Raw genomic sequence first — 25,889 nt, 5'->3', positions numbered from 1 at the left:
TCATACAACATGTTGTTCAATAAATCAAGGCGAAGATCGGAGAGTTACCTATGTCGGTTATTGAAGTCGATCACTTGACAAAGGACTACGGACACGGCAGGGGCGTGTTCGATGTGTCTGCTTTTGTGAGGGAAGGAGAATGTTTTGGGTTTCTTGGCCCAAACGGAGCGGGGAAAAGCACGACTATCCGGCATCTGATGGGGTTTTCAAAGCCGCAAAGCGGAAGTACGGTCATTGACGGCAGGGATAGCTGGAAATGCTCGGCGGAGCTTCAGCGCAGTGTCGGTTATCTGCCCGGCGAAATTGCCCTGCCCACCGGGATGACCGGTACACAGTTTTTGGAAATGCAAAAGAAAATGAGAGGGGTGACCGACTCCGCCTACCTGGAAAAACTGCTCAAGCGGTTTGAGCTTGATCCCAATATCGGATTAAAGCAGATGAGTCTGGGCACAAAGCGCAAGCTGGCGGTGGTCACGGCTTTTATGCACGACCCGAAGATCCTGATCCTGGACGAACCCACCTCCGGGCTTGACCCCCTCATGCAGGAAATTTTCATCGATTATATCCTTATGGAGAAAAAAAGGGGAAAAACGATTTTTTTGTCCTCCCACATTTTTCATGAAGTAGATGCTTCCTGCGACAGGATCGCGATCATCCGGGATGGAAAGATCGTCTCGGAGTTTGACCCGGAAGCGTTAAAAAGAGAGCGCGATAAAATTTACCGGGTTTCTTTCGACGATAAAGATCAGTGGAGGGAGTTTATCACCCACCCCTATCACTTTACTTCTGTGAACGAGTATAAGCTCCGCGCCAGGATCCAGCTGAAGCGCAGCGAGATCTCCGCCTTTCTGGCGGACATTTCCCAGTTTCATATCAAGGATTTCACGGAATTCCCTTTTTCTCTGGAAGATTACTTCATGCAGTTTTACCATGAGGATAAGGTGTTTGAGGGGGTAAAGTGATGAGGGATATCATTATAAAAACGAGCGGTTTGACAAAGGATTACGGCAAAAAACGCGGCGTTTTTGATATTGATCTTGAAGTTCACAAAGGCGAGGTTTTCGGGTTTGTGGGAACGAACGGTTCCGGGAAGACAACGACCATCCGCAGCATGATGGGGTTTATCAGACCCAACAGCGGTGTCTGTGCGGTAAATGGGCTGGATTCCTGGACACAGTCCGCCGATATCATGAAAAACGTCAGCTATGTGCCGGGTGAAATTGCCTTTCCCGCGCTCAAAACAGGCACCGAGTTTCTGAAAACGCAGGCAAAATATCTCGGTGTGACGGACTTTGGGTATATGAACCATGTCATTGAGCTTTTACAGCTGGATCCGACCGCAAATTTAAAGAGAATGTCCAAAGGGATGAAACAAAAAACGGCGATCGTGGCCGCGTTAATGGGTGAAAAAGAGGTCCTGGTGCTGGACGAACCGACCACAGGGCTTGACCCCCTGATGCGCGAAGCCTTTTTGCAGCTGATCCGGGAAGAAAAGCAAAAAGGGCACACCGTGTTTATGTCCAGCCACATATTTGAGGAGATCGAGGCGGTATGCGACAGAGTTGCCATGATCCGGGATGGGCATATCATTGACACCGCGTCTTTGTACGATCTGCGCCATCCGTCCGTTAAAAATTTTGTCGTAAAATTTGAGCGGGAGCCGGAAAAACAGCGCTTTCTCGAAACCGCTGCGTTCCGCGCCGAAAGCAAGGACGCGGCCAGCTGTGCCATTGTGTGCAAGATCGAGCAGCTGGATGCGCTGTTCCATCTGCTCAAAGACTATCAGATCGTCGATTTGCAGGAGAATCACCGCTCTTTGCAGCAGCAGTTTATGAGCGCATATAAGGAGGAGCTTACTCAAAATGGAAATAACGGATAAAAAAACGGCGCGCTTTTTTTCAAAGCCGTTGATGGGGCAGACCATCAAGTCCAACTGGGCGCTGTGTCTTGCCATCTTGCTGATCATGGTCCTTCTGGGAAATGTGATGAACTATGCTATGAGTATGATGGCGACAGAAAGGACCGACGTTGACGTCACGGAATACCAGGAAAGCTTTTATACGTATCTGGGGGCGCTTGCGGCTTACGACGCAATGACGCAGCAGGAGCTGTCCTATCAGGATTTTGCGGACGGAAACAATGAAGCCGCTTATGAGGCTGCGTTTGAGCTGCTGAATATGCAGGCCGGCATGGACCTCAGCACCGAGGGGTTTCAGTCCGCGATCGAGGGGCTGGCACAGTCCGGGATCAGCCTTGATAAATATGTGACGCAGTTTGAATACATATATGCGCTGAATCGATCTCAGGGCGTGTTCGATCAAGAGGAGCTGACGGTTTCAGGAATGCTTACCATCACGCTGGATATGATGGGCGTCTCATCGGAAATGGTTGAGAGAATGAGCGAAATGGACCCGGCGTCCATGATGAATCAGATGTATTATACGGCAATGGGACTGCTGCCGATATTTATCCTCATCGTCATTTTGGCAAATTCATTGATCGCGGACCAGGTGGATCATGGCTCCATGGCGTATGTGCTGTCCACGCCGACCCGGCGTTCCGCCGTCGCCATAACGCAGATGGTGTTTATGCTGGTGGTGCCGTTTTTGATGATCGCCGTTGTGTGTGCCACCCGAATAGGTACCTCGTTTTTGTTCTATGATGAAGTAAATGTGACGGGAATGCTTGCCCTGTTTGGCGGGATGTACATCCTGGTAGAAGCCGTATGCGGCCTGTGCTATATGGGAAGCTGCCTGTTTTCACAGAGCAAAAAATCCATGGCGTTCGGCGGCGGCCTTGCGGTCTGGTTCTTCCTTGCCTCCATGATCGGCCTGTTCGGTTCTGAAAACATGGTCAACACCGGCATGGGCGTTGAAGAACTGAGCATCTTCAACAAACTGACCTTGGTCGGCCTGTATGATGTGGACGCGCTGGCGACCGTGGGTACGGGCAGCGTGGACACGGCATTTGTTTGGAAATTGCTGGTTTTAGCGGCTGTTGCCATCGTCTGCTACGCCGTGGGGGCGGTAAGATTTTCCAAAAAAGATCTGCCGCTGTAGGGAAAGTTGTCGATCAATATTAAAAAACGCAGGCTGGGCCTCATGCAAAAATGGGGCTCAGCCTTTTTGTATGGATAGCCGGCCCTCTTTTTTCATCTGACCGGGGTAAAAGGCCGTCCGGGGACCATTTAGGCGGTCCTTTTTTGGATAGACGGTGCAGGCAGCGCGGGCTTTCGGAGGAACAAAGCGCCAAAAGGCCGGATGAAAAAAGCCGCAAACCCGGTATTTGTGCGGGTTTGCGGCTTTTTTATGGTGTTCCCGAGCGGATTCGGACCGCTGGCCTACCGCTTAGGAGTACGGCATACCACTTCGAAAATTGTGCTGCCTGGAGGCAGGTCAATTTGCACAAATTCCCCTGAAATATGCTGCCTTACAACGGCTTTTCAAATGTCGTAATTAGCAGGAATCCCTTGTGGCAGAGAGCTTCCAGGGGCCATTTCAAAATCATGTTAGCACAGGGAGTTGATTTTATGAACACCAGCACGACCAACGAAAAAGAGACGTCCCAGAACAGAACGTACACCGTGGGTGGCATCGCAGCCATCCTCGCTATCGGCCGCGCTTCGGCCTATAAACTAGCCACCTCCGGAGCATTCAAGACGATCCGCATCGGCAACATGATCCGCATCTCCAGGAAGTCCTTTGAAGATTGGCTGAAGGCAGAAGGGCTGGACGACGAAATGGAATAACAGGTAGGAGCGCCATAGGCTTTGAGCCTATGGCACTCTTGTTTAATCAAATGAAGTCTTGGATAACCGGGCATGAGAAATGTACTAAGCAATATCTGCTCTTAAATTATCTTGCATTTGATAAAAAAATGCCGACAATGAAACTGGGGGACGCATAATACCACACAGTTTGACAATTACATTTTCATATCCTAATCCTAAAGAATCCTTTGCTGTTTTTCTAGATGGGATAATGGTTTCGGAATTTCGTATAGAATAATTCAGTATCTTCGAAAAAAATGTCAAAATGTATTTACCTCGAATATACTCATCAGGAGTATGTTTAGAGTTGAGAAGGTCTATGTAAAGAGCAATGTCGACTTGTACATAGGGCACTTGGCTTTCTCTAAATAATTCACGGAGTAGTGAATCTACATCCCCATACCGAGGCTGAAGTTGATTTCCAACGATCTCAAAAATATTTTGCATTTTAAAATTAGCATAGTTACTTTTAATGGAATTTGTTTTCCAATACAAAATCTGTGCCATTATGGGTTCAGCCATTTTAGAAAAATCATCCCAGCACTGCCGAAAGAAAGTCAAAAGGGTTTCTTCGTCATTATCATCAATGTCATTTAAACCGCAATAATAACGAAGGGCTTTTATATATGTCTGCTCTGTACACAATTCATTTTCAATCGCGTACTTTTCGGTTACATAAATGTTGAAATCTGTCGGTGTATCTTCTTCGGTATAATCAGAAAGATCTCGATCTATAAAAAATAGTATCCTACTTTTTTTGTAACAGGCCCAATCCAAGTGTCTGTAAGCCTCAACTGCTTTTTTTCGATTTTGAGCAGGTACAATTGTCAATTTCCAACCTTCTGGAATGTAATCATCTGCTTTTGTCGCATAATATGGAATATCGTCTTTTCCCTCAACTACAAAAAACACTCTTTTCGATGTGGGGGATGCGGAATATGATTGCTTTATTTTAAGCACAGCCTCATTTACGGATTCTTTTGCTTTTTGTAGGCTTTCTTTTGTAATCATAGTGCTACCCTCGTGTACAGAATTCGTTAATACCATGAACAATATTCTCCAATTCATTATCAAAAATAAATGGAGAATGAGTAGTGGCAATCAAGCCTATACAGTTAGGGCTATTTACAATATCAGGCAAAAATGTTCTTTGCCAATCTACAGAAAGAGACAGTTCAGGTTCATCAATAAAAACAAACAAGCTACGATCTTTATCCAAATATAAATGGCTGAATAGCGATACGATTTGCTTTTCACCAGACGACAAGTTTTGAAAACGAATAGAATTTTCTGCATCAAACTGGTCATCAACTCTGTTTAACAGTTGGCAGGTAAAGTCTTGGCTATTATAAATAATCTGGTTGCTAATTAAATAGTTATTGCATTTCTCTTGAAAATTTCGAATATGCTGCTCAGCTGCAGTAATATCTTGATTAAAAGCCATTAGCTGCATGAAATAGTGACATACTATTTTGACCTGTGCTGAATAAGAGTGCTTATGCTCAGTCCTCACTGAATTCAAAATACCAACTACTTTTTCTTTTATCTCATCAGGCAAAATGGTAGAATCAATTCTACTGAGAACTTCCAAAATTTCATCATCACTCAACTCGCGGATTTTAGTATAACTAGAGCTTTTATCGTAGCTTTTTGAAACAATTTCGCTCAAATATCCAAGCGTAAGTTTGTTCTGTTGAGTTTGGGAAAATGATTTTAAACTGTCTTGTTCTCGGGTAACCAACCGCTCAACATCATCCATTCCAAATTCGACTAATTCTACAACCTTTTCGGAATTAATGCGTTTCCTAGCTTTTTCCCACACATCACTATCAACATCCGGAAAAATGGTTTTTAACTGGTCTTCAATTCTTCTATAAGTGGGAAGATACAAGATTTTAGATTGAAATTTGCTTTGAATTTTTTGCGTGATTTGGTATAAAGTATTTATATTTGAACTGTTAATGACATCGGAAATATATTCATACGGTATCGAGGCCTTAATTTGTTTGTTGTAGATTGTTTTATCGCTCTTGGAGGAAATTTCATATTGTTTCTTTACTTCTAGGACAGTAGAAATAAAGTCATTTAGACTTTTCCTACGCCATCTTCGATCAACCAAATATTCTATACGGTCTATATCTGGAGTAGCAAATATATCGTTTAAAATGCCTGATGTTATTTCAACCGATTCATCACTAAAGTTAATGACAACCTTTTCGAATGGATATGATCTTAACATATCCCAGTTACAAGATAGAGTGGCATAAATGATACGGGAGACAGTGGTTTTTCCAGAACCATTTTCACCCACAAGAATAACTTTATTGCCACTAAGTTCAATCAGAAAATCACGCACACCATAAAGGCCTTTTATTTCAAAACTTAAGATATTGCAGGTCACATTAATCCCTCCCATATGTTGACTTGGCCAGTATATGTAGTTTAATATTTCTCATACCGCATAAAAGAGGTTGAAAATACAGCCTCTCATTAAAGAAAATTATACCATTGTTGAAGATTTTGGGCAATGAATGTTAAGATAATATCAATTTTACACCATAGGTCACATCCCTATGGTGTTTTTACATTTTAGACATCTTTTTATTTGTAATTAGAAATGCAAATATCACTTAAAGTTGTGCCAAAAGGAGTCGAAAATCCCATGCTTATTCTTCCACAATCAGTCGAAAGGCCGCTACTCATAGGTTTTCCCCTCCGGGGTATACGGGCGGCGTAGAGGCCGCCTTTTTCCCCAAAACAAACACTTTTTCAGACCGCCGAAAGGAGGTGAGATTATGGCGGTATTTCGCATTAAGAAAACCCGCGACTACACGATGATGTCCAACCACTATCTGCGAAATGCGGGGCTGTCACTGAAATCCAAAGGACTGCTCTCCATGATGCTGTCCTTGCTGGAGGATTGGAACTACACCACCAGGGGCTTGGCTAAAATCTGCAAGGAGGGCACGGACAGCATTGGTTCCGCCCTGAAAGAGCTGGAGCGGGCCGGGTACGTAGTCTGCAACCAGCTTCGGGACAACAAGGGCAAGACCGTGGATGTGGAGTATGTCATCTACGAGACACCTCATCCCCCGGACACGGGCCAGCCGTGTGAGGACGGGCCGGATACGGCTTGTCCAGATAGGGAAAACCCGGATATGGATAACCCATGTCTGGAAAACCGGCTGCAATTAAATAAAGAGAAAAGAAATCCTGAAGAGCAAAATACTCATTCGCCAAGTACGGAAGGAGCAGATCCTGTCCAACCAAGCCCCCAACGCCCCGTAGGGGTCAGTAGGACTGGACAGGACTGGATGGGGGAGCGAGAGAGCTATCGGGAACTGATTTGGGAGAACATCGAGTATGGCATCCTCGTACAAAACGAGCGCGTGGATCGTGACCGCCTGGACGAGCTGGTGGAGCTCATGGTGGATACCGTCTGCTCCCGCAGAGAGGCGCTTTGCATTGCCGAGGACGACTATCCGACGGAGGTGGTCAAATCCCAGTTCCTGAAGCTGAACAGTTCCCACATCGAGTATGTGTTGGACCGTATGCGGGAGAACACCGCTTATATCCGCAACATCAAGAAATATCTGCTGGCTGCCCTGTATAACGCCCCGGCCACCATCGACAGCTAATATGCGTCCCTGGTGAACCACGACCTGTACGGCAAATAGGGGGCCCTCGCAGCTTTACAGGGGCGTTTTCTTCTGGGCCGCCAAGCCTATATCCGCTGGACCTGCTGGCAGGTATCGCCGGGGCGGTCATCGTCCGGCTGGCGGTGTATGCCAAAGGCAAGAACGCCCGCAAATATCGCCGGGGCATCGAGTACGGCAGCGCCCGATGGGGCACAGCGGCCGATATTGGCCCCTATGTTGATCCGGTCCCCGACTGGAACATCCCTTTGACCCAGACGGAAAAGCTCACCATGCCCAGCCGCCCGAAAAATCCCCAATACGCCTGGAACAAGAACATTATGGTTATCGACCGCAGCGACAGTGGCAACACCCGGCGGCAAATGAGTCCGAAAAATCAAATTGGCAGGGGCGCGATTTTTCTTAGCAAGAGTGTGTAAACCGTTCAAATCCAATTAGCAAGCATACAACAACGGTGCATAGAAATCCTCCATTTGCTATACGGTTTTTGCCGAAAACAAAAACCGCTATAAACCATCAAAAAACGGCTTACAGTGGTCATTTTTGGCACCCCCCCGGCGAGACTCGAACTCACTACATTCCGCTTAGGAGTTTGACGTTCCGATTCTGTGTTCTTCTCTACTTCCTCTACAGTTTCTTCTCGTTTCATATCATGCTGTACGGCGAGTGTACCTAATCGCAAATTGTCTATCTAACCCCCTGCTTTTACTCGCTTTTCAAAAGTCGTATTAGCAAGAAATTAGCATGAAAGGTGATTTGCTGCCCGACAAAGCAGCATGGAAATGGCCAAGCTGGCGACATATTTAGGAGGAAAAATCATGGAACAAAAAGAGAAAGAATTGCAGCTCCAGACCCGCGCCTATACGGTGGAAGAGATCGCAACGATCCTCCATATCGGGCGGTCATCTGCCTATACCCTGGTCAAGAAAGGGTGCTTCAAGAGCGTACGCATTGGCACGGCCATCCCGATCTCCAGAAAATCCTTTGACGAGTGGCTGGATCAATTCGACTTATAAATGACCCTAAAAAATAGAACTGTGAGTATCATAAAAGAATGCGGGGTGCATCAACAAAACATTCATGATATAATGAAAGACAATAATCCTGCCAGAGGGAGCGGTGTTATGGACAGAACAGATGGATGTTATATTGCTACCATAGGAGCGCTTTATTCTATGAGCGGGAAGGAAATTGCCGACCATCTGCGAGAATCCCAGGGAAACCCTTCTGAATCAGAATATAGATCCTGGGAGAACTCAATTCCGATTTTGGTCAAGGTTCTGCATCAGGCAGGACTGGATGCGTTGACATTGGTTTTGGAATATCAGACCCCTATTGGCAGCCGGATCGACGCTGTGCTTCTGGGGGAAGGGAAAACAACAGGAAAGCCGCTGGTACTGGTTATAGAGCTCAAGCAGTGGAGCGCCATTGAAGAAAATGTGGCCGGGCGGGAGAGCAGTGTCTCCATCTGTCTGTCCCGAGCTGAAAACCGCTTTGAGGAAAGGCTCCATCCTGTCCAACAGACGCTGACTTACGCCAAGCATCTGCGGATGAACCACAGTAATGTGGCTGATGGGAAGATGGATGTGCGATGCCGTCAATTCCTTCATAATTTTAAGGATAAGGAGCAGCTCTTCCAGGGCAGTTATCATGCATATGAGCCACTGCGGCATGAGACTTATACAAAAGGTGAAGAGGAGCTGTTAGCTGCAGACTTGAGAAACTTGTTCTCTTCCGAGCCGAAACCAGAGGTGGTGGAGCAGTTTCTTACTGGTACCTATGTTTTGGGCCAAATTGGCTTTCAGGATTTAGGGAATGTATTGGCAAGAAAAGAAAACGCTACAATGCTGGATGACCAGATCGAGGTCAACCGCAAGATCTGTAGCATGATCGATCAACTCCATAGTCCGCAGTTCGGCAAGCATCTGATGATCATCTCGGGCCCGCCGGGTACTGGGAAAACAGTGGTGGGATTGCACGCCATTTATGCTTATTGTCAGAAATTTGGCCCTTCATGGCAGAGTCGGGGCGGATGTATCTTTGCATTGCCCAGAAGCCGTACACTCTCTCTGGTCATTGCGGGAGCCTCTGGCGTATCACCTGTCTATTTGGATGCAGTTCCGTTTGGGCGGGATCTGGTAGTCGTAGATGAAGCGCATCGGATCCAACAGCTGGAATCCACCATGACCAGCCTGTTTCAAAAGGCCAATATGGTGGTGGTACTGCAGGATGACCGGCAGCGAATCCGTATAACGGAAGAGGGAACGGTGGATGGTTTCCGACGGTTTGCCCAGGCGCACGGCATTTCCTGCTCCGTCTACTCCCTGGTATCACAAAAGCGGGCGGGATATCTGGGCAGCTACGTCTCTGATTTGGATAGGCTCTTTTATGACCGCCAGAAGCAGCCTTTGAAGCGACAGTCTGCACTGGAACTGCGCTGCTGGGATGATCTGAACGATCTGGACAGATACCTCCACAGCCTATTGTCAGCGGGCTGCCATGTAAAATGGTATGCGCCCTTTTGCTGGGAATGGACCTACGATACGAGGAACAAGGACATCAAGATCGCGCAGCCGTCGGGTGATTTTGAGAAGCCATGGAACCCACAGCCGAAAGAAGAACAGTACAGATGGTATGTAGGAGAAAAAGAGGAATATCTGGACCAGATAGGCTGTATCTACACGGCACAGGGCCTGGAATTTGACGATACCGGTGTGATCTGGTGGGATGATCTGCGCTGGGATGATGGCCTCCACGATTGGCACATCGATCTGAGCAGCAACTGTGATACAACATTCATGGCCGCAATCCAAAGCAGTCAGGCCAGTAAGCAGGAGAGCGTGGAACTGGTGCTGAATACCTATCGGGTACTGCTTACCCGAGCCAAGAGTAGCGTCCACATTTGGTTCCGGGATCCAGTGACACGGGATCATGTCCGAAAGGTTCTGGATTTCTAAAGCAATATAAATGAAGGAGCAGAAACTGCGCGGCAGTTCCTGCTCCTCTTTTATATCAGGCTTCCGGATGATTTATTTTCTCTATTCGTTTTTTCAGATAGTCTTGCAAAGCGGGATCCTGGCAGTAGATATAACAGCCCTTCTGCCCCCTGGTCAAGAGGACTTTGTAGGTGTTTCGTACGATCCTGTCTGCCAGTTCTGGATTGGGACGTTTTTTCAAACCTCTCAAACTCTGATCACTCTTGGCTCTCTTGGATGGGTCTGTAATCACATGCCCGTTTTCGTACCGAAGATCCAGCCCGATAATCACACCCACGTAGTCAAACTCCAGCCCTTGGGCGGTGTGGATACACCCTGCCTGATCAAAGGAATCAAAATCAATGGCCCAGGTATCTGTAGAGTTAAAATTCCAACGGGCACGAAAGGCTCCTTCCAGTTCAATATCATAGATGGAGGGATCATTGGAATTCTTGCTGGGCCAGGGATAGCAGTATCCGGCCACCATCCGTGCTTTATTGTTGATCAAATTTTTCTGCCGAAGATCTTCCCGCATCTGGCAGACATCCTCATAAACACGGATCTCATAGTCCCCATCAAATCCGTCATGGTTAGCGGTGGAGGAAATCTCCAACAGATCATTGAGGAAAGAAATGTAGCCCTCGCTTCCGTTGCAGCGGAACTGAGAGGTCAACTTCAGTGTATCCTCTCCACCTTCCAGACGAAACAGTTGGCTTCCGCATTTACGAGCCCACTTTTTGATTTCATCTACAGAGCCAATGTCGCTGGTGGTAACGATTTGATCCTCATCAATGAAAAAAACACTGACTTTAGCAGCTGCAATGATCTCTTTGATCTGGTTTTCTCCCTTGTTTCGGTACATCCCGGATTTTTCATTCAGACGGTGTGCCTCGTCCGCAATCAGGCAGTCAAAGGCATTCTTGGGACAATTTACGTAACTTCCCGAACCTTTGAACAAATTTTTGACATATTCCAGCGTATACTGTTCCTGACGCAACTCTTTGAAATACACATTTCGAGGAGCCGCATTCTTCGTTACATACTGAGCGTTCCGACCTTGCCTTGAAATCAGCTCCACCAGAAGCCGAACGGCTACCACACTTTTTCCGGTACCAGGGCCGCCTTCAATGACGATCGTACGTTTCTGGCCGTCCTGCAACGCATTTTCGATGGCACTCAGCACGGTCTCGTAGGCCACTTTCTGCTCGTCCAGCAGGACAAACTCTTCGGCCCCTGCCAGCATGTTTCCCAATACATCCTGCAGTGCTTTGGATGGACGAATCTCCGCCTGATCCACTATTTTAAGGATATCTTCTCTGGGCGGCCGCCGAACCCATTGGAGAAGATATTTTCTGAATTTTGTTTCTTCCCGTTTTATAAATACGGGTGCAGCATCAAGAATCTCCTGATATTGCGAGGCAAAAATTTGCTCCCGCTTAGAAGGACTGTAATTATGCAGATAAGCACATGGATGGAGTCCAATCTGATGCTCCTGAATGGCGGTGTTGAAATTCTCCAATGTTTTAGCGTATGAGAATGCCTGGTAAGAGGGGTGCGCTACAGCTCGAATCTGTCCGCCTGTAAAGGCTTTTACGATGCCCGGCTGCGTTGTCTCCAATGCTTCTGTCCACTGTTTCAGTTCCACTAAAATCAAATGAGGCCGGCCTTCCGTATCTTCTCCGGCAATCACCAGATCCACTCGCTTGGATGTTTGGGGAATCTGATATTCTACTGCAATCTGCAAATCATCGGGGAGCTCTTTGGTGTTCAAAACATTGGCCACAGCGGAAAGTGAGTTTTCCCAGGCGGTAGATTCCCGGTCATTGTCATGAAGCAGCCCTTTTCTTCGGAAGGCTTCTTCCAGAATAGAAACAATCCTGCCGCTGGAAACATCTTTCAGAAATTGTGCTTTTGTGCAGACATAAATCAGCATTTCTCGTTCCCTTTCTGATATTCTGTATACTTGCCTCTCCTCCCGTATGCTTTATCCACTGGGTACTTTTCCTCATTGATTTGAACTTTTTTCTGCACGATCTCGTCCAAATCTAAACCACACCGATCAGCCATCAGGACACAGTAGTTGAGCACATCTGCGAGTTCTTCTGCGATCTGATTACGCTTATTTGTACACTCCAAATCAGAACCGCTCCATTGAAAGATCTCCAAAAGCTCTGCGGCCTCCAGAGAAATGGAAAGTGCCAGATCCTTGGGATTGTGAAACTGTTTCCAATTTCGACGGTCTCTGAAGTCGAGAATCATTTTAATTGTTTCCTCAGTCATATCATAAACCTCTATTTCTATCAGTGGGATGTCATAGAATCATGATAGCATGTGCAGAAAATCATTTCAATGATCGAGACAATTGATTGTGAACCATAAACACATAAGGGCGCGGTGTTCTTTATATACCACGCCCTTATGCCTGTTCTATATTCTTACATATAACAATTACATGAATTATATAAACGTTTGAGAGGAAATAATACGATACAAGTTGTACAAGTAACCTCTTATTGGTGCACAAGGAAGTTCATAACCAAATTAACCATAGTTTCTTTTTCCTCTGGGTGAGACTCTGCAATCATAACAACAATAGCAACTAAAGTATGATCAGCAATTACTTTTTGCCCTTCATAAAACAGCATATTGTTTTTCTCAAGAAAATATACAAAGATTGCCGCGGCAATGCGTTTATTTCCATCAGAAAAAGAATGATTTTTAGTTATTAAATACAAAAGATTAGCGGCCTTTTCCTCTGCTGATGGATATACATCTACTTCGCCAAATGATTGATATATATTTCCGATGCTACCTTTAAAGGAGTCGTCTTTTTCGTTGCCAAAGAGTTCACTTTCTGCAGAAAACCTCATTTCGTCAATTAGTTCTCTGCATTCTTCGTAGGATAAAACATAGATCTCATCGCTTCCCAGTGGCTTTTGTATTCGTTGATGATCGTAAGCATCTAGCATATCTAGAGCAACGGTATATTGCTCTATAACACTCAAGACTTGATTGACATTTAGTTCTTTATCTGTGCGGCGCATAATAGCCATAACCTTACGTATTTGATTAAAAAGTGTATGGCTTATATCATTTTGGTGTTCTATGTATTCAGATTTTACACTTTGGATGAATGGGGCAACTAGCTGCATAAGCCCCATAGTTTCATATAACTCTTCGCCAATTTCAGAAGTGTATTTTGACTGCCCAAAGTCATCTTTGCTTACAAAAAAACGTGTCGAATTTTGATTTTTGCTTTGCGCATAAAAAGCCGGAGAATGTGTGGTTAAAAGAATTTGGCAGTCATTAATATATGAGTAGAATTCTTGGGCCATTTCAAAAGATGAAAGATATTCTACTCCATTTTCGGGTTCCTCGAATCCCCAAATGTAAGAGCCAGATACAGAGTTTTTGGGACGACTTTTTTCTGAATTTTTTTGTATAAAGCGTAATATTGAAGGAATGTGACGTGCCTTAATTCCGTCTCCGCGATGACTTAAATCAATGCCCGTTACAAAATCATCACTGGTTGAGAAAGAAAGATCGCGAAATAAAGTATTAAGATCGTCAGGCATTCTGATAGACGACTGCAATCCCAATATTTCCTGAATCTGATAGCTTAGATCACTTGTTAATGTCTGGAGTTGTAAAGAGTATTTTTCGTTTAAATCTCTAAGGGCACTATTGGCTGCTTTGGTCATAGATGTATATACTTCCGAAAGTAAATCCTTAAAATATTCATTACTTTTTACTGCGGGAATATACAAATACTGTACTCTATCAAGTAATGTATACCCTTTTGACCCAGCACTAAAAAGTGTTTTTAAATTGTCCGAATGAAGGCCATCAATACGCCAAACCTTTTTCCATGTTTTTATCCCATGTTCTTTGTAAGATCTGGGTATGACAATGTCTATGGAGATTACGATTTCTTTGGCTTGCTTCTTTCCTCGTTTTGCAAATTTAGAATAATCGCTTTGAAAATCCAAGTCGGTCTTAAAATCAGTTTTACTATTGAAAAAAAGATTTAATGCTTTTAGAACATTAGATTTTCCGGAATCATTTTTTCCCACAAAACAGTTGAAATCAGTTAGATCAATAGTTTCATCAACTATTGATCTAAAATTCTTAATATGAATTCGTTTAATTGTAACCATACTCATTTACCTCATTTTAAGTTTGTGGGACGCATATTGTATGCGGCAGTATTTGGGTATCACATCGAAAGCCCTTATAATTAAGGAAAATTCACTAAATCTACTCTTATTTGGAGTTATTATATCATTGCTTTCTAGTAGCGGCAATGTACTGATTTAAGTTTACTTGGTAAAAGCCCGTAATTTCCGTGCGCTATAGGCCCCAACCTATGGCACTTTTTATGCCTAGATGCTATTCTCACTCCACCGTTTTCATGATAAATATAAGCAATGTTTTTAATATTGTTAATGATGTTTATTAGTAAATGGGATTCAGGACGAGATGTTTTACAGTTCTGTTTCGGCAGCATTGCCGTGGGTTTGCAACGGAATTGTTGCAGGTTTTACTGTAAAAATCAAAAGCGAATCACGTCAAAAAAGCCGCAAACCCGGTATTTGTGCGGGTCTGCGGCTTTTTTATGGTGTTCCCGAGCGGATTCGAACCGCTGGCCTACCGCTTAGGAGGCGGTCGCTCTATCCAGCTGAGCTACGGAAACGGGTATCGGGGCAACGGATGCGCCCGGCGGGCGGCAGGGCGCGGCAGGCCTGTCACGGACGGCGGTCACCGGGCTGCGGTCGCTGCCGGTAGCGGTGCGGCGCGCGGTTTCAGGGCGCAGGATTCATTATAGTGCACAACGCGGAAAAAATCAAGTTGAAAGCGCTGGGACAGGGTGTTATAATGGCCGGTGTAGCCCATAAAGAATGTATAAAATCATGACCGGCAGACGGCGGCGCGCCAGCGCGGCTTTTGCCTGAAAGTTGAGGAATCGAGTTGAAAAGCAACACGTTCAGCCGGGCGTTCATGAGCAAGCCGGGCCATCTGTCTCCCACTCGGGTCATCGTGGCCAGCTTTTGCGCCGTCATCCTGTTCGGCACTGTGATGCTGATGCTGCCCATCGCCACGCGGGACGGGCAGCTTGCCCTGATCGACGCCCTGTTCACCGCCACCTCCGCCACCTGCGTGACCGGCCTGATCGTCTACGACACCTTCAGCAAGTTCACCCTGTTCGGCCAGGCGGTGATCCTGCTGCTGATCCAGATCGGCGGGCTGGGCCTGGTCACGCTGACCACCTTTTTCAATTTGGCGCTGCGCAAGAAGATCGGCTTCAAAAGCATGAAGCTGGCCAGCGAGTCCATCAGCCTGGACGAGGCCGCGGGCGCCAAAAAGCTGATCTACGTGGTCATGCGCACCAGCTTGGGGTTCGAGCTGATCGGGGCCATCCTGCTGATGGGGGCCCTGGTGCCCCGCTTCGGCGCGCGGGGGGCATGGATGTCGGTGTTCACCGCTATTTCGGCTTTCTGCAACGCGGGTTTCGACCTGTTCGGCAGCCTTGGCCCCTACAGCAGCCTGGTGCCGTTTGCCGGCAGCTGGTATGTGCTGATCATCATCATGCTGCTGATCGTCTGCGGCGGCCTGGGCTTTATCGTCTGGCAGGATCTGTTCAATTTTCACCGGCGCAAAAAGCTGACGCTGCACTCAAAGCTGGTGCTCATCATCACCGCCTGCCTGATCGTGGGCGGCGCCTTTGCCATCGGTGCGATGGAGTGGGAGAACCCCGGCACCATGGGCGGCATGACGACGCCGCAAAAGATCCTCTCCAGCCTGTTTCAATCGGTCACCTGCCGCACGGCGGGCTTTAACAGCATCGATCAGGCGGGGATGCACTCTATTTCCAAACTCACCTGCACGGTGCTGATGTTCATCGGCGCGGCGCCCGGCGGCACCGGCGGCGGCATCAAGATCACCACCTTCGCCATCGTGATCCTGGCGGTGGCGGCGGTGCTGAGGGGCCGCGAGGATCCGGTGCTGCGCGAGCGGCGCATCGACAAGAAAACCGTCTACCGCGCGCTGACCATCACCACCCTGGGCCTGGGAGTGGTGATCTGCACCACACTGGTCATGGTCTTTAACACCCCCAGCCGCGGCGGCATGATCGACGGCAACCTGGTGGACTGCCTGTATGAGGCGGCCTCCGCCTTTGGCACCGTGGGGCTGTCGGTGGGGGTCACCGGCCAGCTGAGCGCCCTGGGCAAGGCGGCCACCGCCCTGACCATGCTGATCGGCCGGGTGGGCCCCATCTCGATGGGCATGACCCTGGCCGCCCGGGCGGACGAGCTGTCGCGCCGGGAGGTGCTGCCGGAGGCCAAGATCGTGGTCGGCTGAGCGCATCTGTCTGCAATTTGACAAATTTCACAAAATGCCGGTGGTTTTATTGACGTAAACGGCATTGCGTATTATCATATAGGTGCGGCGGAACGCCGCGCCTATTTTTTGCTTTGCTTGTTAGCATAGGCTAACGGATGGGAGGATGGCATGACCCTGAACGAGCTGGCCATCGGAGAGAGCGCCGTCATCACCGCGGTGGGGGGCGAGGGCGCTTTGCGCCGTCATCTGCTGGACATGGGGCTGACCCCGCGCACCCGGGTGATGGTGCGCAAGCGGGCGCCCATGGGCGACCCCATCGAGCTGCATCTGCGCGGTTATGAGCTGACGCTGCGGCTGGAGGATGCGCGCAGCATCGCGGTGGAGCGCGTCTGAACGCCGCCCTGTGGGGCGGGATCGCCATAAAACAGAGCCGGGCAGCTCCCCGTGCGGGGACCGGAAAACGGGGGTGTGCCCCCGGCCGCCCTGCCCGCGGGATGCGGGGCCGCCGCACAGCGGGAGGGGAATTTATCCAGGCCCGGCGAAAGTGAGGAAGAGCTTATGATTTTTGCACTGGCGGGAAACCAGAACTGCGGCAAGACCACGCTGTTCAACCAGCTCACCGGCTCCAACCAGCACGTGGGCAATTTCCCCGGCGTGACGGTGGAGCAGAAAGAGGGCACGGTCCGCAAGGAGAAAGACGTGTATGTGGTGGACCTGCCCGGCATCTACTCGCTGTCTCCCTATACCAGCGAGGAGATCGTCACCCGGGACTATCTGCTGTCCGGCAAGGCGGACGGCGTCATCAACATCGTGGACGCCACCAACATCGAGCGCAACCTGTACCTGTCGATGCAGATCATCGAGCTGGGGCTGCCGATGGTGATCGCCCTGAACATGATGGACGAGGTGCGCGCCAACGGCGCTGCCATCGATATTGAAAAGCTGTCGCAGGAGCTGGGCGTGCCCATCCTGCCGATCTCCGCCTCCAAAGACGAGGGGGTGGACGAGCTGGTAAAGGTGGCTGTGGAGACCGTGCGCGCGCGGCGGCTGCCCGCGCGGCTGGACTTCTGCACCGGGGCGGTGCACCGGGCCATCCACTCCATCGCCCATATGGTGGAGGACCACGCCGCAGCCATCGGCGTGCCGCCCCGCTTTGCCGCCACCAAGCTGGTGGAGGGGGACGAGCCGATGCTGGCGCGGCTGAAGCTGTCCGACAACGAGGTGGATATGCTCTGCCACACCGTCGCCGAGATGGAGGGCGAGGTGGGCACCGACCGCGAGGCCGCCATGGCGGATATGCGCTACACCTTTATTGAAAAGCTCTGCGCCGACACGGTGACAAAACAGGGGGAGAGCAAAGAGCATCTGCGCAGCATCCGCATCGACGCGGTGCTCACCCACAGGTATTTTGCCATCCCCATTTTTATCGCCATCATGGCGCTGGTGTTCTGGCTCACCTTTGGGGTGGTGGGGGCCTTTTTCAGCGACCTGCTGGACGCGGGGGTGCAGGGGCTGACCGCGCTGACCGAACAGGCGCTCATCGACTTCGGCACCAACCCGGTGCTGCGCAGCCTCATCATCGACGGCGTTTTTGCCGGGGTGGGCTCAGTGCTCAGCTTTCTGCCCATCATCGTGGTGCTGTTTTTCTTCCTCTCCATCCTGGAAGATTCGGGCTATATGGCCCGCGTGGCCTTTGTCATGGACAGCCTGCTGCGCAAGATCGGCCTGTCCGGCCGCAGCTTTGTGCCCATGCTGATCGGTTTCGGCTGCAGCGTGCCGGCCATCATGGCCACCCGCACGCTGTCCAGTGAGCGAGATCACAAGATGACCATCCTGCTGATCCCGTTTATGAGCTGCAGCGCCAAGCTGCCCATCTACGCGCTGTTCACGGCGGCCTTTTTTCCCGCGCACGGGGCGCTGGTGATGATCCTGCTGTATGTGGTGGGTATGGTGCTGGCGGTGCTGGCAGGCCTGCTTTTCAAGGACACCCTCTTTGCGGGCAACCCGGTGCCTTTTGTGATGGAGCTGCCCAACTACCGCCTGCCCAGCCCCAAAAGCGTGGCGCTTCTGATCTGGGACAAGGTGAAAGATTTCCTCACCCGGGCGTTCACGGTCATCTTTGTGGCCTCCATCGTCATCTGGGTGCTGCAGACCTTTGACGTGCGCTTCAACATCGTGGCGGACAGCGCCGATTCCATGCTGGCGGCGGTGGGCCGCTTTATCGCCCCTGTTTTTGCGCCCCTGGGCTTCGGCGACTGGCGCGCCGCCACGGCGCTGATCTCCGGCTTCACCATGAAAGAGGCGGTGGTCTCCACCTTTGCCGTGCTGGTGGGCGGCGGCAGCCTGAACGCGGCGCTGGCGGGCATCTTTACCCCGCTGGCCGCCTTTGCCTTTTTGATCTTCACGCTGCTTTACACCCCCTGTGTGGCGGCCATCGGCGCGGTCAGGCGGGAGCTGGATTCCCGTCTGGCGGCCGTGGGACTCGTCTTTTTCCAGACCGGGGTGGCCTGGGCGGCGGCGTTCGCCGTCTACCAGGTGGGGCGGCTGCTGGGCTTTTGAGCGCCCGGGGAAGGAGCACGCTATGCATCTGATCGACTTTGTCCTGATCGGCCTGTTGGCGCTGGCTGCGGCGCTGGCAGTGCGGCACTGGACCAGGCGCCGGGGGCGGGGCTGCTGCGGCGACTGCGCGGCCTGCGCCGCCCGCTGTGCCGGGCGGAAGAGGGATTGAAACAGCCGCAGCGTCCAGCGCCGGCAAAAAGGGGAGAGCCGCCGCCCGCAAGGGCAGCGGGGATTGAAACAAGATGATCAACCCCGACCTGGATGCCGTGGAACGTTGCCGCCCGCAAGGGCGGCATGGATGAAGACCACGCGCCCCTCATCCACCATCTATTGTGCGCCGCCCGGACGGCCGGGGCGGCGCTTTTGTTTGGACCGGGGCCCGGCGGCAGAGACGGCCCGCAGAAACTTCCGCTGCAGCCAAACGGAACGGCTGTGCGACAAAGGGGCCGCCGCAGGGGCAAAAAACGCCTGCAAAACCGGCAGAATGCCCCGTCTCTGGGCGCGGTACAAGACGGCGGGCAAGGCCGCTTCCCCGGCTGTCTGCCGCTGAAGGGCCTGACGGCTGCCCGGGACGCGGCGTGACCGGCCGGCGGCTGCAGCTTGCCGGCAGGGGCGCGGCGCGTCCCCGCATTTTTCTGCGAAAACAGGATCTTTATGCGCCCGGTTTTTTTATGCGTCGATGGCAAAAAAACGGGCATCCTGAGAACGGGACCACACAGGGCCGGGGATGGGCGCAGGCCTCCCCGGCAGGGAATGAAAGCGGCCGGACGCCTCTGCGCCCGGCCCGGGCGGAGGCGATGGAATGAAAAAGGAAGAAAGGCTCTCCCCGCGCGCGACGCGGCGGCTGGTCTACCTGCTCACAGTGCTGTTTTCGGTGGTGTTTCTCTATGCGGGCAACCGGCTGGCAGCGGCGGGGGGCGGCTATCTGCCCAGCCTTACCGGCAGGGAGCTGCTCCGGGCGCGGGTGACCGCCGTCACCGGACGCGAGATCTCAGAGACAGAGGGCATCGTGGAGGGGCAGACGGTGCAGAATTTGACCATCCGTTTTACCGCCAGCGTAGACGGCGGCGGCACCGTGAGCGCACAGCAGGTGATCGACGGCTACAGCTCGGTGCAGCTGCAGGAGGTGCGGGCCGGCGACCGCATCATCCTTTACCCCAACCCCGACCCGGCCACCGCGGCCCAGGCCCCCTATGTCATCGACGACTATCTGCGGGTGGACGGCGTGCTGGTCTTTTGCGGCGTTTTTCTGGTGCTGCTGGTGGTGTTTGGGCGGATGAAAGGCTTTCACACGGTGGTATCGCTGCTGCTCACCTGCGGGGCTATCTTTGCGGTGTTTCTGCCGCTGGTGCTGGGGGGCTTCAACATCTACGTCAGCGCGGTGGCGGTGTGTATCTATGTGACGGTGAGCACCCTGCTGATCGTCAACGGCCCCAGCCCCAAGACGCTGGTGGCAGTGGCGGGGTGCAGCGCCGGCATCCTGTTCGCCGGGGTGCTGACCCTGGTGCTGAGCGCGGTGATGCGGCTGTCCGGCATGGCCTCCCAGGAGGCGATCTATCTTGCGGATCTCGCCACCCGCAACCCGGTGGACTTGAAAGCCGTCGTTTTTGCGGCGATCCTCATCGGCGCAATGGGGGCGATCATGGACGTGGCCATGAGCCTTGCCTCCGCCCTGTGGGAGCTGCGCGAAAAAGCGGCCGCGCCCTCTTTCCGCATGCTGATGAAGAGCGGCATGAACATCGGCAGGGATATGATGAGCACGATGGCGAATACGCTGGTGCTGGCCTATATCGGCTCGTCGCTGGCCACCGTATTGCTGCTGACCGCCTATTCCGCCTCTGTGGAGGGGCTGCTCAACCGCGAGATGATCGTCACCGAGGTGCTGCAGGCCGTCATCGGCAGCATGGCGATCCTGGTGACGATCCCGCTCACCAGCCTGGCGGCCAGCGCGGTGTACATGCGCGGCGTCAAAGCCATAAAAAAGGAAGATGGGGAAGAGGCAGAGAACTGAGCATGCGGACGGGCGGGGCGGAAGCCCCGCCCGTTTTGGCATGTCCCGCAGCGCGCGGGTGGCGGGAGCGCCGGCCTGCCCGGTTTTTCGCGCCCGCAAACTGCGGCGGAGGGAGAGCGTGGCCTATCGGGACGGCGGCGCGCGCTGCGAGGCGCAGGACCCCCTGACCCTGCCGCCGGGCCGCAGCGATGTCAGGGGGACAGAGGGCAAGGCGCTGGCCCCCCAACGTTCCGCAGCCTGCATGAAAAGACCTGAACAGCCGCCGCAAAAAACAGCCGCACTGCGGCTGTTTTTTTTGTATAGAGAAAGCCGCGCCGGAAGAGCGGTCCCAAAGAAATTTCGCGGCGGTCATGCGGGCGGGAAACTCCCATTGCAAAAACAGAAATCCGATCTGTTTTTTGGATCCGGGAAAAACTGTTTTGAAAAAACAGTTGACAAGTTTAGTTGTCAGTGATATATTGATGTTGACAAATAAAATTGTCAAAATGACAAGTAAAATTTTCAACAGGAGGGGAAAATGCCGCTGCACAACCGTGTTAAGGAGCATCGCGCGCGCTGCGGGCTCAATCAACAGCAGCTGGGCGGCCAGGTAGGGGCGTCCCGGCAGACCATCAGCCTGATCGAGCGGGGGGATTATCATCCCTCGGTGTTGCTGGCGCTGCGCATCGCCCGAGTCTTTGACGTTCCGCTGGAAGAAGTTTTTTATTTGACTGGGGAGGAAACAGATGAAAAAGCATAAGGTCGGTATCAGATTCGCGCTTGCGCTGTTGGGAGGCCTGCTGGTAGGCGGGGTGCTGGGGTTCGGCGCGGCGGTCGGCAGGGACGCTCTGGGGGCCGGGTTTATCGCGGCGCAGCGCTTTTTACAGCAAAATGCCCTCTGGGCCCTGCTGCTCTGCGCGCTGGCGGCGCTGTCGGTGGCCTGGGCGCAGTATGCGGCGGGCAGGCGTCACGCCGCGGCCGCCCTGGCAGGGGACGGGGAAGAGAACGAGGCGGCTTTCGAGCGGGCGGACCGCTGCTATGCGGCGGCAATGAGCGCCGTGGGCATCCTCAATGTGGCCAGCTTCACGCTGTACGGCGTCGGCATGTCGGGCTTTTCCAGCGTGGTGGCCCTGGAGCAGGGGGCGGGCAGGCTGCTGGCGCTGACGGCCGTTTTTATGGCGCTCGTCTTTGGCTGTATCTATCTGCAGAGCCGGTTTGTCCGCGCCACCAAGGAGCTTTACCCCGAAAAGCGCGGCAGCGTGCTGGACAGCAGATTTCAAAAGCAGTGGTACGACAGCTGCGATGAGGCGGAGCAGCGGCAGGTGGGCGAGGCGTCTTACCGCGCGCTGCAGGCCGAGGGCAGGGCGATCCTGCTGCTGTTCGTGGTCCTGATGATTTTGGGGCTGGTGCTGGATCTGGGGATGACGCCCGTCCTGGTGCTGGGCACGCTTTGGATGGTGCAGGCCGTGAGCTATCAGCGCGCCGCCCGGCAGACGGGACAGGATAAGCGGGGCTGAGCCCGCGGCGGAACAGCCGTCCGCGCGGCATCGCGCGCCTGGCTGCGGGCCCTTTCCGCCAGCCCGCGTGAGGGCGCGATGGCGCGATGGCACATCCTCCGCGGCGAGGAGAAAAGCGCACTGAAAAAAACGGCCTCCGCTCTGCGGGGGCCGTTTTGTGGTCCAAGAATGAAATGTTCCGCAGCGTCGGGGAGGGCTGCTGCGCGAACGCCTTTTGAAAAAACGGCGGCGGCCATGAGAGGGACAGCGGCGGGCCGACAGCCGCGGATGGACCGGCGCGGGAAAGGGACGGCCGGGGAAAAGTGAAATGGCTGCGCGCGCCTGCGCCGCAGCCCTGCAGAGCGGTGAGGGTCAGCAAGGCGCGCCCGCAGAGCGCCGCAAAGGCGGAGCAGTCCCCCGGCAGGGCGGAGTACGCGGGGAAGCCCTGAACCGGCATGCCTCCGGCGGCTGCCCGGAGGGGGCAGCAGCGCTTTTTCTCCGCAGGCTCTGCGCGCTTCCGTAAACAGGCGTTTTCTCCCGCAAGCTCTGTGCGCTTCCACAAACAGGCTTTCTCTCCGCAGGACCTGCCCCGCCCCCGCAGACAGGCGCTTTTTGTGCGGAGCGGCGTCCCCCGCGGGCAAGACCTCCCGCTTTCCGTTTTTCGCTTCGCCCGCTTCCCAATGCAGGGCGCTCTTTCCTCTGTCCGGGCAGAGAGGGGAGGCGGATATTTTCAACCAGGCGGATCGAAACCTCAAATACTGCCGCCGGGTGGCACGGGTAACCAGTCGCCGTCCGCGAGGGCGGCGAGGACAAAAAAGAAGGCCGCGGCGCTCAGTCCGCGGCCAAGGCGATCAGCCCGCGGCCAGGGCGATCAGCGCCAGCAGCAGAAAGCCCGCTCCGATCAGGGCGAGCCGCAGGGCCAGGCCGCGGCGGTGGGCCAGCTCGCCCTCCAGCACGAACTTCCGGGGGTCCTGCGGGTCATAGCGCACCGTCGTCTGCTGGCCGGTGGTGAAAGGACAGCGGGTGGAGGCGAAGCCGGAGCGGCGGGTCAGCTCGCGCCCGTCGGCGGTGTACCGCAGCACGGGACAAAAGGTGACCCTTGCGCCGCTGCCGGTGGCGGTGAGTTCGGTCACCACCCCCTGCGTGCGGGCGGTGCAGCGCCTGTCGCGGCGCAGCGCGGCCCGCCAGTAGAGCGCGCCGGCAAGAAAGCAGAGCAGCCCCAGGCCGCCCAGAACAGCGGCGACGGCAAAAAGTTCTTCCATGACGGAAAGCCTCCCCGAAATGTGATGTCCCCAGTATACCACGGCCCGCGCTCCCTGCAAAGCGGCCCCGCGCCGCCGCGAAAGACAGGGGCGCCCGGGCGCGCCTCCCTTTTTGCCCGCAGGGGAGAAAAGGCGCGGCAAAGGGCGGCGGCACCTGCAAGCGGCCGGTTTTAAGGAAGCGTGCCCACGGCTGCGGGAAAAGGGCAGCGGGGCGCGCCGAAAGCGGGGCGCGCCCCGGGATTTTGCTTTTTGAGTGGGATGTGCTACAATAGTCGAAAACGTGCCGGTGGTCCGCCGCCGGCCACGGCAAAGGGAGAATTCGATCCATGCTGACGATCATGTTAGTGATCTTTGCGGCGGTGATGCCCGGCACAGCCGCGCTGATCTTTTTCAAACGCCCAAGGCGGGAAGAGGACGAGCTGGTGCGGGTGCGGGAAAGCCGCGCCGTGGCGGTGATGGGGGGGCTGCTCTGGGCTTTCGCGCTGGGGATGTATCTCTACTGCCTGTTGGCCCCGGGCAGGCTTTACACCACCGAGAGCGGGGCGGTGAACGTGGCCGTGTTCCTGGGTATGGGGCTGGCGTTCGGCGCTGCGGCGCTGCTCACTTACTTTGTCAAATGCATCATCGCCACCGGGCGCGGGGTGCTGGCCGTCGGCATGCTGGGCGGCCGCGAACTGCTGGCCTGGCACAACATCATCAAGCTGCAGGAGGCGAACGGCCGGCTGCTGCTGTTGGACGCCAAGGGCCGCCAGTGCTCGGTGGGCGGCAATCAGGAGCAGCTGCGGCAGTTTGTGCTGCTGGCAAAAGAGCGGCTGCGCCCCGGGGTGGGGGCGGCGGCGCTGAAGAGCATGGAAGCGAAACTGTCAAAAAGCAAATAGCGGGCAGGCGCCCTGGTCACAGACGGCCAGGGCGTTTTTTTGCGTGCGCCCCCTTGACTCTGACACCGTGACACCCTTTATACTGGAAACGAGCTCAAAAAACGCCGCGCATATGTGAGGAAAACGAAATGTTGAAGATCGGTATTTTTTCAAAGCTGTCCCGCATCAGCGTCCGCATGCTGCGCTATTATGACAGCGCAGGCCTGCTTTCGCCCCAAATGACCGACCCGTTTACCGGTTACCGCTATTACAGCGAGGAGCAGCTGCCCGCCGCAGAGCAGATCAACGCCCTGCGGCAGATGGGGTTCGGCATTGCCGACATCGCCCGGGCGCAGCGGCAGGAAAACGGCCGGGAACAGTTCCTGCAGCTTTTTTGGGAAAAAGAGGCTGAACTGAGCGGCGAGGCCCGGGAGATCGCCGAACGGCTGCGGCTGCTGCGGACAGCGATGGATCATCTGAGAAAGGATGGGACCATGACCTGTTATAATGTAACTTTAAAAGAGCTGCCGCAAAGAACGGTGGCCAGTGTGAGAAAAAAGATCGCCTCCTATGACTGTGAACAGCAGCTTTGGGATATCCTCATGCGGGAGACCGGGCCCTTGAAGCTGGAACCCGGAGAACCCTGCCTGACGCTGGCGATCTTTCACGATGGGGAGTACAAAGAGAGCGATGTGGATGTTGAGGTACAAAAAACGGTAAAGGGCAGTTATCCCGACACGGAAAACGTGACCTTTAAGGTCATGCCCGCGGTGCGCATCGCCTCCGCCACCTACCGGGGCGGCTATGAGAAGATCACCCAGGTCAATCAGGCCGTGGCGGACTGGGTGCGGGAAAACGGCTATGAGTTCGACGGGCTGTCGTTCTGTATCTACCATGTCAGCCCCTACGACACCGCTGACCCAGAGCAGTACGTCACCGAGGTCTGCTACCCCGTGCGGAAAAACTGACGGGCCGCGCAATAT

The 25,889-nt window shown here is 53.1% G+C and carries 22 protein-coding genes, 1 tRNA gene and 1 pseudogene; 17 read left to right on the top strand and 7 right to left on the bottom strand.

Annotated features, from left to right (window positions below; genetic code table 11):
• Positions 1 to 50: 50 nt before the first annotated feature.
• The 4 genes from H8S23_RS04265 to H8S23_RS04250 all read left to right on the top strand — a co-directional run bounded on the left by H8S23_RS04265 (position 51) and on the right by H8S23_RS04250 (position 3,748).
• Entirely contained in the window at positions 51 to 962 is a 912-nt protein-coding gene (locus tag H8S23_RS04265; RefSeq protein ID WP_186887046.1) for an ABC transporter ATP-binding protein, read from the top strand.
• On the top strand, positions 962 to 1,879 hold the full coding sequence (locus H8S23_RS04260) for an ABC transporter ATP-binding protein (RefSeq protein WP_186887045.1): 918 nt from the start codon (positions 962 to 964) through the stop codon (positions 1,877 to 1,879). Before H8S23_RS04265 ends, H8S23_RS04260 begins: the two co-directional genes overlap by 1 nt.
• Entirely contained in the window at positions 1,863 to 3,059 is a 1,197-nt protein-coding gene (locus tag H8S23_RS04255) for an ABC transporter permease subunit (RefSeq protein WP_186887044.1), read from the top strand. The genes H8S23_RS04260 and H8S23_RS04255 overlap by 17 nt, the downstream gene beginning before the upstream one ends.
• 470 nt (positions 3,060 to 3,529) lie before the next feature.
• On the top strand, positions 3,530 to 3,748 hold the full coding sequence (locus H8S23_RS04250) for a helix-turn-helix domain-containing protein (protein ID WP_186887043.1): 219 nt from the start codon (positions 3,530 to 3,532) through the stop codon (positions 3,746 to 3,748).
• Between the two features lie 84 nt (positions 3,749 to 3,832).
• Here the strand turns inward: H8S23_RS04250 and H8S23_RS04245 are convergent, their stop codons facing one another.
• Both H8S23_RS04245 and H8S23_RS04240 read right to left on the bottom strand, forming a co-directional pair.
• Complete coding sequence (locus H8S23_RS04245) at positions 3,833 to 4,780, bottom strand: DUF4435 domain-containing protein (protein ID WP_186887042.1); 948 nt, start codon at positions 4,778 to 4,780, stop codon at positions 3,833 to 3,835.
• A gap of 4 nt (positions 4,781 to 4,784) precedes the next feature.
• Positions 4,785 to 6,170 (bottom strand): AAA family ATPase, encoded by a 1,386-nt coding sequence (locus H8S23_RS04240; protein WP_186887041.1) that lies wholly within the window; start codon positions 6,168 to 6,170, stop codon positions 4,785 to 4,787.
• 394 nt (positions 6,171 to 6,564) lie between these two features.
• On the opposite strand from H8S23_RS04240, the gene H8S23_RS04235 reads away from it, so the two are divergent.
• From H8S23_RS04235 to H8S23_RS04220, 4 genes and pseudogenes are all read left to right on the top strand, one after another.
• The gene (locus H8S23_RS04235; RefSeq protein WP_186887040.1) at positions 6,565 to 7,407 is read left to right on the top strand and encodes a DUF6017 domain-containing protein; all 843 of its coding nucleotides are present in this window, start codon (positions 6,565 to 6,567) and stop codon (positions 7,405 to 7,407) included.
• Between the two features lie 53 nt (positions 7,408 to 7,460).
• A pseudogene (locus H8S23_RS04230) lies at positions 7,461 to 7,796 on the top strand (recombinase); the annotation flags it as partial.
• A 447-nt stretch (positions 7,797 to 8,243) separates the two neighbouring features.
• Positions 8,244 to 8,441: a helix-turn-helix domain-containing protein gene (locus H8S23_RS04225; protein WP_186887039.1), complete on the top strand. Its 198-nt coding sequence runs from the start codon at positions 8,244 to 8,246 to the stop codon at positions 8,439 to 8,441.
• A 159-nt stretch (positions 8,442 to 8,600) separates the two neighbouring features.
• Complete coding sequence (locus H8S23_RS04220) at positions 8,601 to 10,382, top strand: DNA/RNA helicase domain-containing protein (RefSeq protein WP_186887038.1); 1,782 nt, start codon at positions 8,601 to 8,603, stop codon at positions 10,380 to 10,382.
• Between the two features lie 55 nt (positions 10,383 to 10,437).
• Here H8S23_RS04220 and H8S23_RS04215 read toward each other — a convergent pair whose 3' ends face one another.
• From H8S23_RS04215 to H8S23_RS04200, 4 genes are all read right to left on the bottom strand, one after another.
• Positions 10,438 to 12,333 carry a DUF2075 domain-containing protein gene (locus H8S23_RS04215; protein ID WP_186887037.1) on the bottom strand — a complete coding sequence of 632 codons (1,896 nt, stop codon included), beginning with the start codon at positions 12,331 to 12,333 and terminating at the stop codon, positions 10,438 to 10,440.
• Positions 12,327 to 12,680 carry a nucleotide pyrophosphohydrolase gene (locus H8S23_RS04210; protein WP_186887036.1) on the bottom strand — a complete coding sequence of 118 codons (354 nt, stop codon included), beginning with the start codon at positions 12,678 to 12,680 and terminating at the stop codon, positions 12,327 to 12,329. Before H8S23_RS04210 ends, H8S23_RS04215 begins: the two co-directional genes overlap by 7 nt.
• A gap of 230 nt (positions 12,681 to 12,910) precedes the next feature.
• Positions 12,911 to 14,557 carry an AAA family ATPase gene (locus tag H8S23_RS04205; protein ID WP_186887035.1) on the bottom strand — a complete coding sequence of 549 codons (1,647 nt, stop codon included), beginning with the start codon at positions 14,555 to 14,557 and terminating at the stop codon, positions 12,911 to 12,913.
• A 459-nt stretch (positions 14,558 to 15,016) separates the two neighbouring features.
• Positions 15,017 to 15,093: transfer RNA gene (locus tag H8S23_RS04200), tRNA-Arg, on the bottom strand.
• Between the two features lie 275 nt (positions 15,094 to 15,368).
• On the opposite strand from H8S23_RS04200, the gene H8S23_RS04195 reads away from it, so the two are divergent.
• From H8S23_RS04195 to H8S23_RS04170, 7 genes are all read left to right on the top strand, one after another.
• A complete protein-coding gene (locus H8S23_RS04195) occupies positions 15,369 to 16,760 on the top strand; it encodes a TrkH family potassium uptake protein (protein WP_243165828.1) in 1,392 nt (463 codons plus the stop codon).
• Positions 16,761 to 16,910: 150 nt separating this feature from the next.
• Complete coding sequence (locus H8S23_RS13930) at positions 16,911 to 17,135, top strand: FeoA family protein (RefSeq protein ID WP_243165827.1); 225 nt, start codon at positions 16,911 to 16,913, stop codon at positions 17,133 to 17,135.
• Between the two features lie 165 nt (positions 17,136 to 17,300).
• Complete coding sequence (gene feoB, locus H8S23_RS04190) at positions 17,301 to 19,301, top strand: ferrous iron transport protein B (protein WP_243165826.1); 2,001 nt, start codon at positions 17,301 to 17,303, stop codon at positions 19,299 to 19,301.
• A 22-nt stretch (positions 19,302 to 19,323) separates the two neighbouring features.
• Positions 19,324 to 19,470 carry a FeoB-associated Cys-rich membrane protein gene (locus H8S23_RS04185; protein WP_186887034.1) on the top strand — a complete coding sequence of 49 codons (147 nt, stop codon included), beginning with the start codon at positions 19,324 to 19,326 and terminating at the stop codon, positions 19,468 to 19,470.
• Between the two features lie 633 nt (positions 19,471 to 20,103).
• Positions 20,104 to 21,312 (top strand): YibE/F family protein, encoded by a 1,209-nt coding sequence (locus H8S23_RS04180; RefSeq protein ID WP_186887033.1) that lies wholly within the window; start codon positions 20,104 to 20,106, stop codon positions 21,310 to 21,312.
• Positions 21,313 to 21,829: 517 nt separating this feature from the next.
• Positions 21,830 to 22,051 (top strand): helix-turn-helix transcriptional regulator, encoded by a 222-nt coding sequence (locus tag H8S23_RS04175; RefSeq protein ID WP_186887032.1) that lies wholly within the window; start codon positions 21,830 to 21,832, stop codon positions 22,049 to 22,051.
• Positions 22,038 to 22,808: a DUF3169 family protein gene (locus H8S23_RS04170; protein ID WP_186887031.1), complete on the top strand. Its 771-nt coding sequence runs from the start codon at positions 22,038 to 22,040 to the stop codon at positions 22,806 to 22,808. Before H8S23_RS04175 ends, H8S23_RS04170 begins: the two co-directional genes overlap by 14 nt.
• An 830-nt stretch (positions 22,809 to 23,638) precedes the next feature.
• Here H8S23_RS04170 and H8S23_RS04165 read toward each other — a convergent pair.
• Positions 23,639 to 24,049 carry a DUF3592 domain-containing protein gene (locus H8S23_RS04165; protein ID WP_186887030.1) on the bottom strand — a complete coding sequence of 137 codons (411 nt, stop codon included), beginning with the start codon at positions 24,047 to 24,049 and terminating at the stop codon, positions 23,639 to 23,641.
• Positions 24,050 to 24,375: 326 nt separating this feature from the next.
• Between H8S23_RS04165 and H8S23_RS04160 the strand changes: the two genes are divergently transcribed.
• Both H8S23_RS04160 and H8S23_RS04155 read left to right on the top strand, forming a co-directional pair.
• On the top strand, positions 24,376 to 24,927 hold the full coding sequence (locus H8S23_RS04160; RefSeq protein WP_186887029.1) for a hypothetical protein: 552 nt from the start codon (positions 24,376 to 24,378) through the stop codon (positions 24,925 to 24,927).
• Positions 24,928 to 25,055: 128 nt separating this feature from the next.
• Positions 25,056 to 25,874, top strand: a complete 819-nt coding sequence (locus H8S23_RS04155; RefSeq protein WP_186887028.1) for a MerR family transcriptional regulator — start codon at positions 25,056 to 25,058, stop codon at positions 25,872 to 25,874.
• Positions 25,875 to 25,889 lie beyond the last annotated feature (15 nt).

The sequence above is a fragment of the Anaerofilum hominis genome (assembly GCF_014287275.1).
Taxonomy (GTDB): Bacteria; Bacillota; Clostridia; order Oscillospirales; family Ruminococcaceae; genus Pygmaiobacter; species Pygmaiobacter hominis.
This window is presented reverse-complemented; position numbering and strand designations above follow the sequence as displayed.

Excerpts from the sequence above, each read along its gene's own strand:
- H8S23_RS04160 (WP_186887029.1), top strand. The coding sequence starts at position 24,376 with ATGCTGACGATCATGTTAGTGATCTTTGCGGCGGTGATGCCCGGCACA.
- feoB (WP_243165826.1), top strand. The coding sequence starts at position 17,301 with ATGATTTTTGCACTGGCGGGAAACCAGAACTGCGGCAAGACCACGCTG.
- H8S23_RS04250 (WP_186887043.1), top strand. The coding sequence starts at position 3,530 with ATGAACACCAGCACGACCAACGAAAAAGAGACGTCCCAGAACAGAACG.
- H8S23_RS04235 (WP_186887040.1), top strand. The coding sequence starts at position 6,565 with ATGGCGGTATTTCGCATTAAGAAAACCCGCGACTACACGATGATGTCC.
- H8S23_RS04185 (WP_186887034.1), top strand. The coding sequence starts at position 19,324 with ATGCATCTGATCGACTTTGTCCTGATCGGCCTGTTGGCGCTGGCTGCG.
- H8S23_RS04205 (WP_186887035.1), bottom strand. The coding sequence starts at position 14,557 with ATGGTTACAATTAAACGAATTCATATTAAGAATTTTAGATCAATAGTT.
- H8S23_RS04180 (WP_186887033.1), top strand. The coding sequence starts at position 20,104 with ATGAAAAAGGAAGAAAGGCTCTCCCCGCGCGCGACGCGGCGGCTGGTC.
- H8S23_RS04170 (WP_186887031.1), top strand. The coding sequence starts at position 22,038 with ATGAAAAAGCATAAGGTCGGTATCAGATTCGCGCTTGCGCTGTTGGGA.
- H8S23_RS04220 (WP_186887038.1), top strand. The coding sequence starts at position 8,601 with ATGAGCGGGAAGGAAATTGCCGACCATCTGCGAGAATCCCAGGGAAAC.
- H8S23_RS04255 (WP_186887044.1), top strand. The coding sequence starts at position 1,863 with ATGGAAATAACGGATAAAAAAACGGCGCGCTTTTTTTCAAAGCCGTTG.
- H8S23_RS13930 (WP_243165827.1), top strand. The coding sequence starts at position 16,911 with ATGACCCTGAACGAGCTGGCCATCGGAGAGAGCGCCGTCATCACCGCG.
- H8S23_RS04155 (WP_186887028.1), top strand. The coding sequence starts at position 25,056 with ATGTTGAAGATCGGTATTTTTTCAAAGCTGTCCCGCATCAGCGTCCGC.
- H8S23_RS04215 (WP_186887037.1), bottom strand. The coding sequence starts at position 12,333 with ATGCTGATTTATGTCTGCACAAAAGCACAATTTCTGAAAGATGTTTCC.
- H8S23_RS04225 (WP_186887039.1), top strand. The coding sequence starts at position 8,244 with ATGGAACAAAAAGAGAAAGAATTGCAGCTCCAGACCCGCGCCTATACG.
- H8S23_RS04165 (WP_186887030.1), bottom strand. The coding sequence starts at position 24,049 with ATGGAAGAACTTTTTGCCGTCGCCGCTGTTCTGGGCGGCCTGGGGCTG.
- H8S23_RS04210 (WP_186887036.1), bottom strand. The coding sequence starts at position 12,680 with ATGACTGAGGAAACAATTAAAATGATTCTCGACTTCAGAGACCGTCGA.
- H8S23_RS04265 (WP_186887046.1), top strand. The coding sequence starts at position 51 with ATGTCGGTTATTGAAGTCGATCACTTGACAAAGGACTACGGACACGGC.
- H8S23_RS04260 (WP_186887045.1), top strand. The coding sequence starts at position 962 with ATGAGGGATATCATTATAAAAACGAGCGGTTTGACAAAGGATTACGGC.
- H8S23_RS04245 (WP_186887042.1), bottom strand. The coding sequence starts at position 4,780 with ATGATTACAAAAGAAAGCCTACAAAAAGCAAAAGAATCCGTAAATGAG.
- H8S23_RS04175 (WP_186887032.1), top strand. The coding sequence starts at position 21,830 with ATGCCGCTGCACAACCGTGTTAAGGAGCATCGCGCGCGCTGCGGGCTC.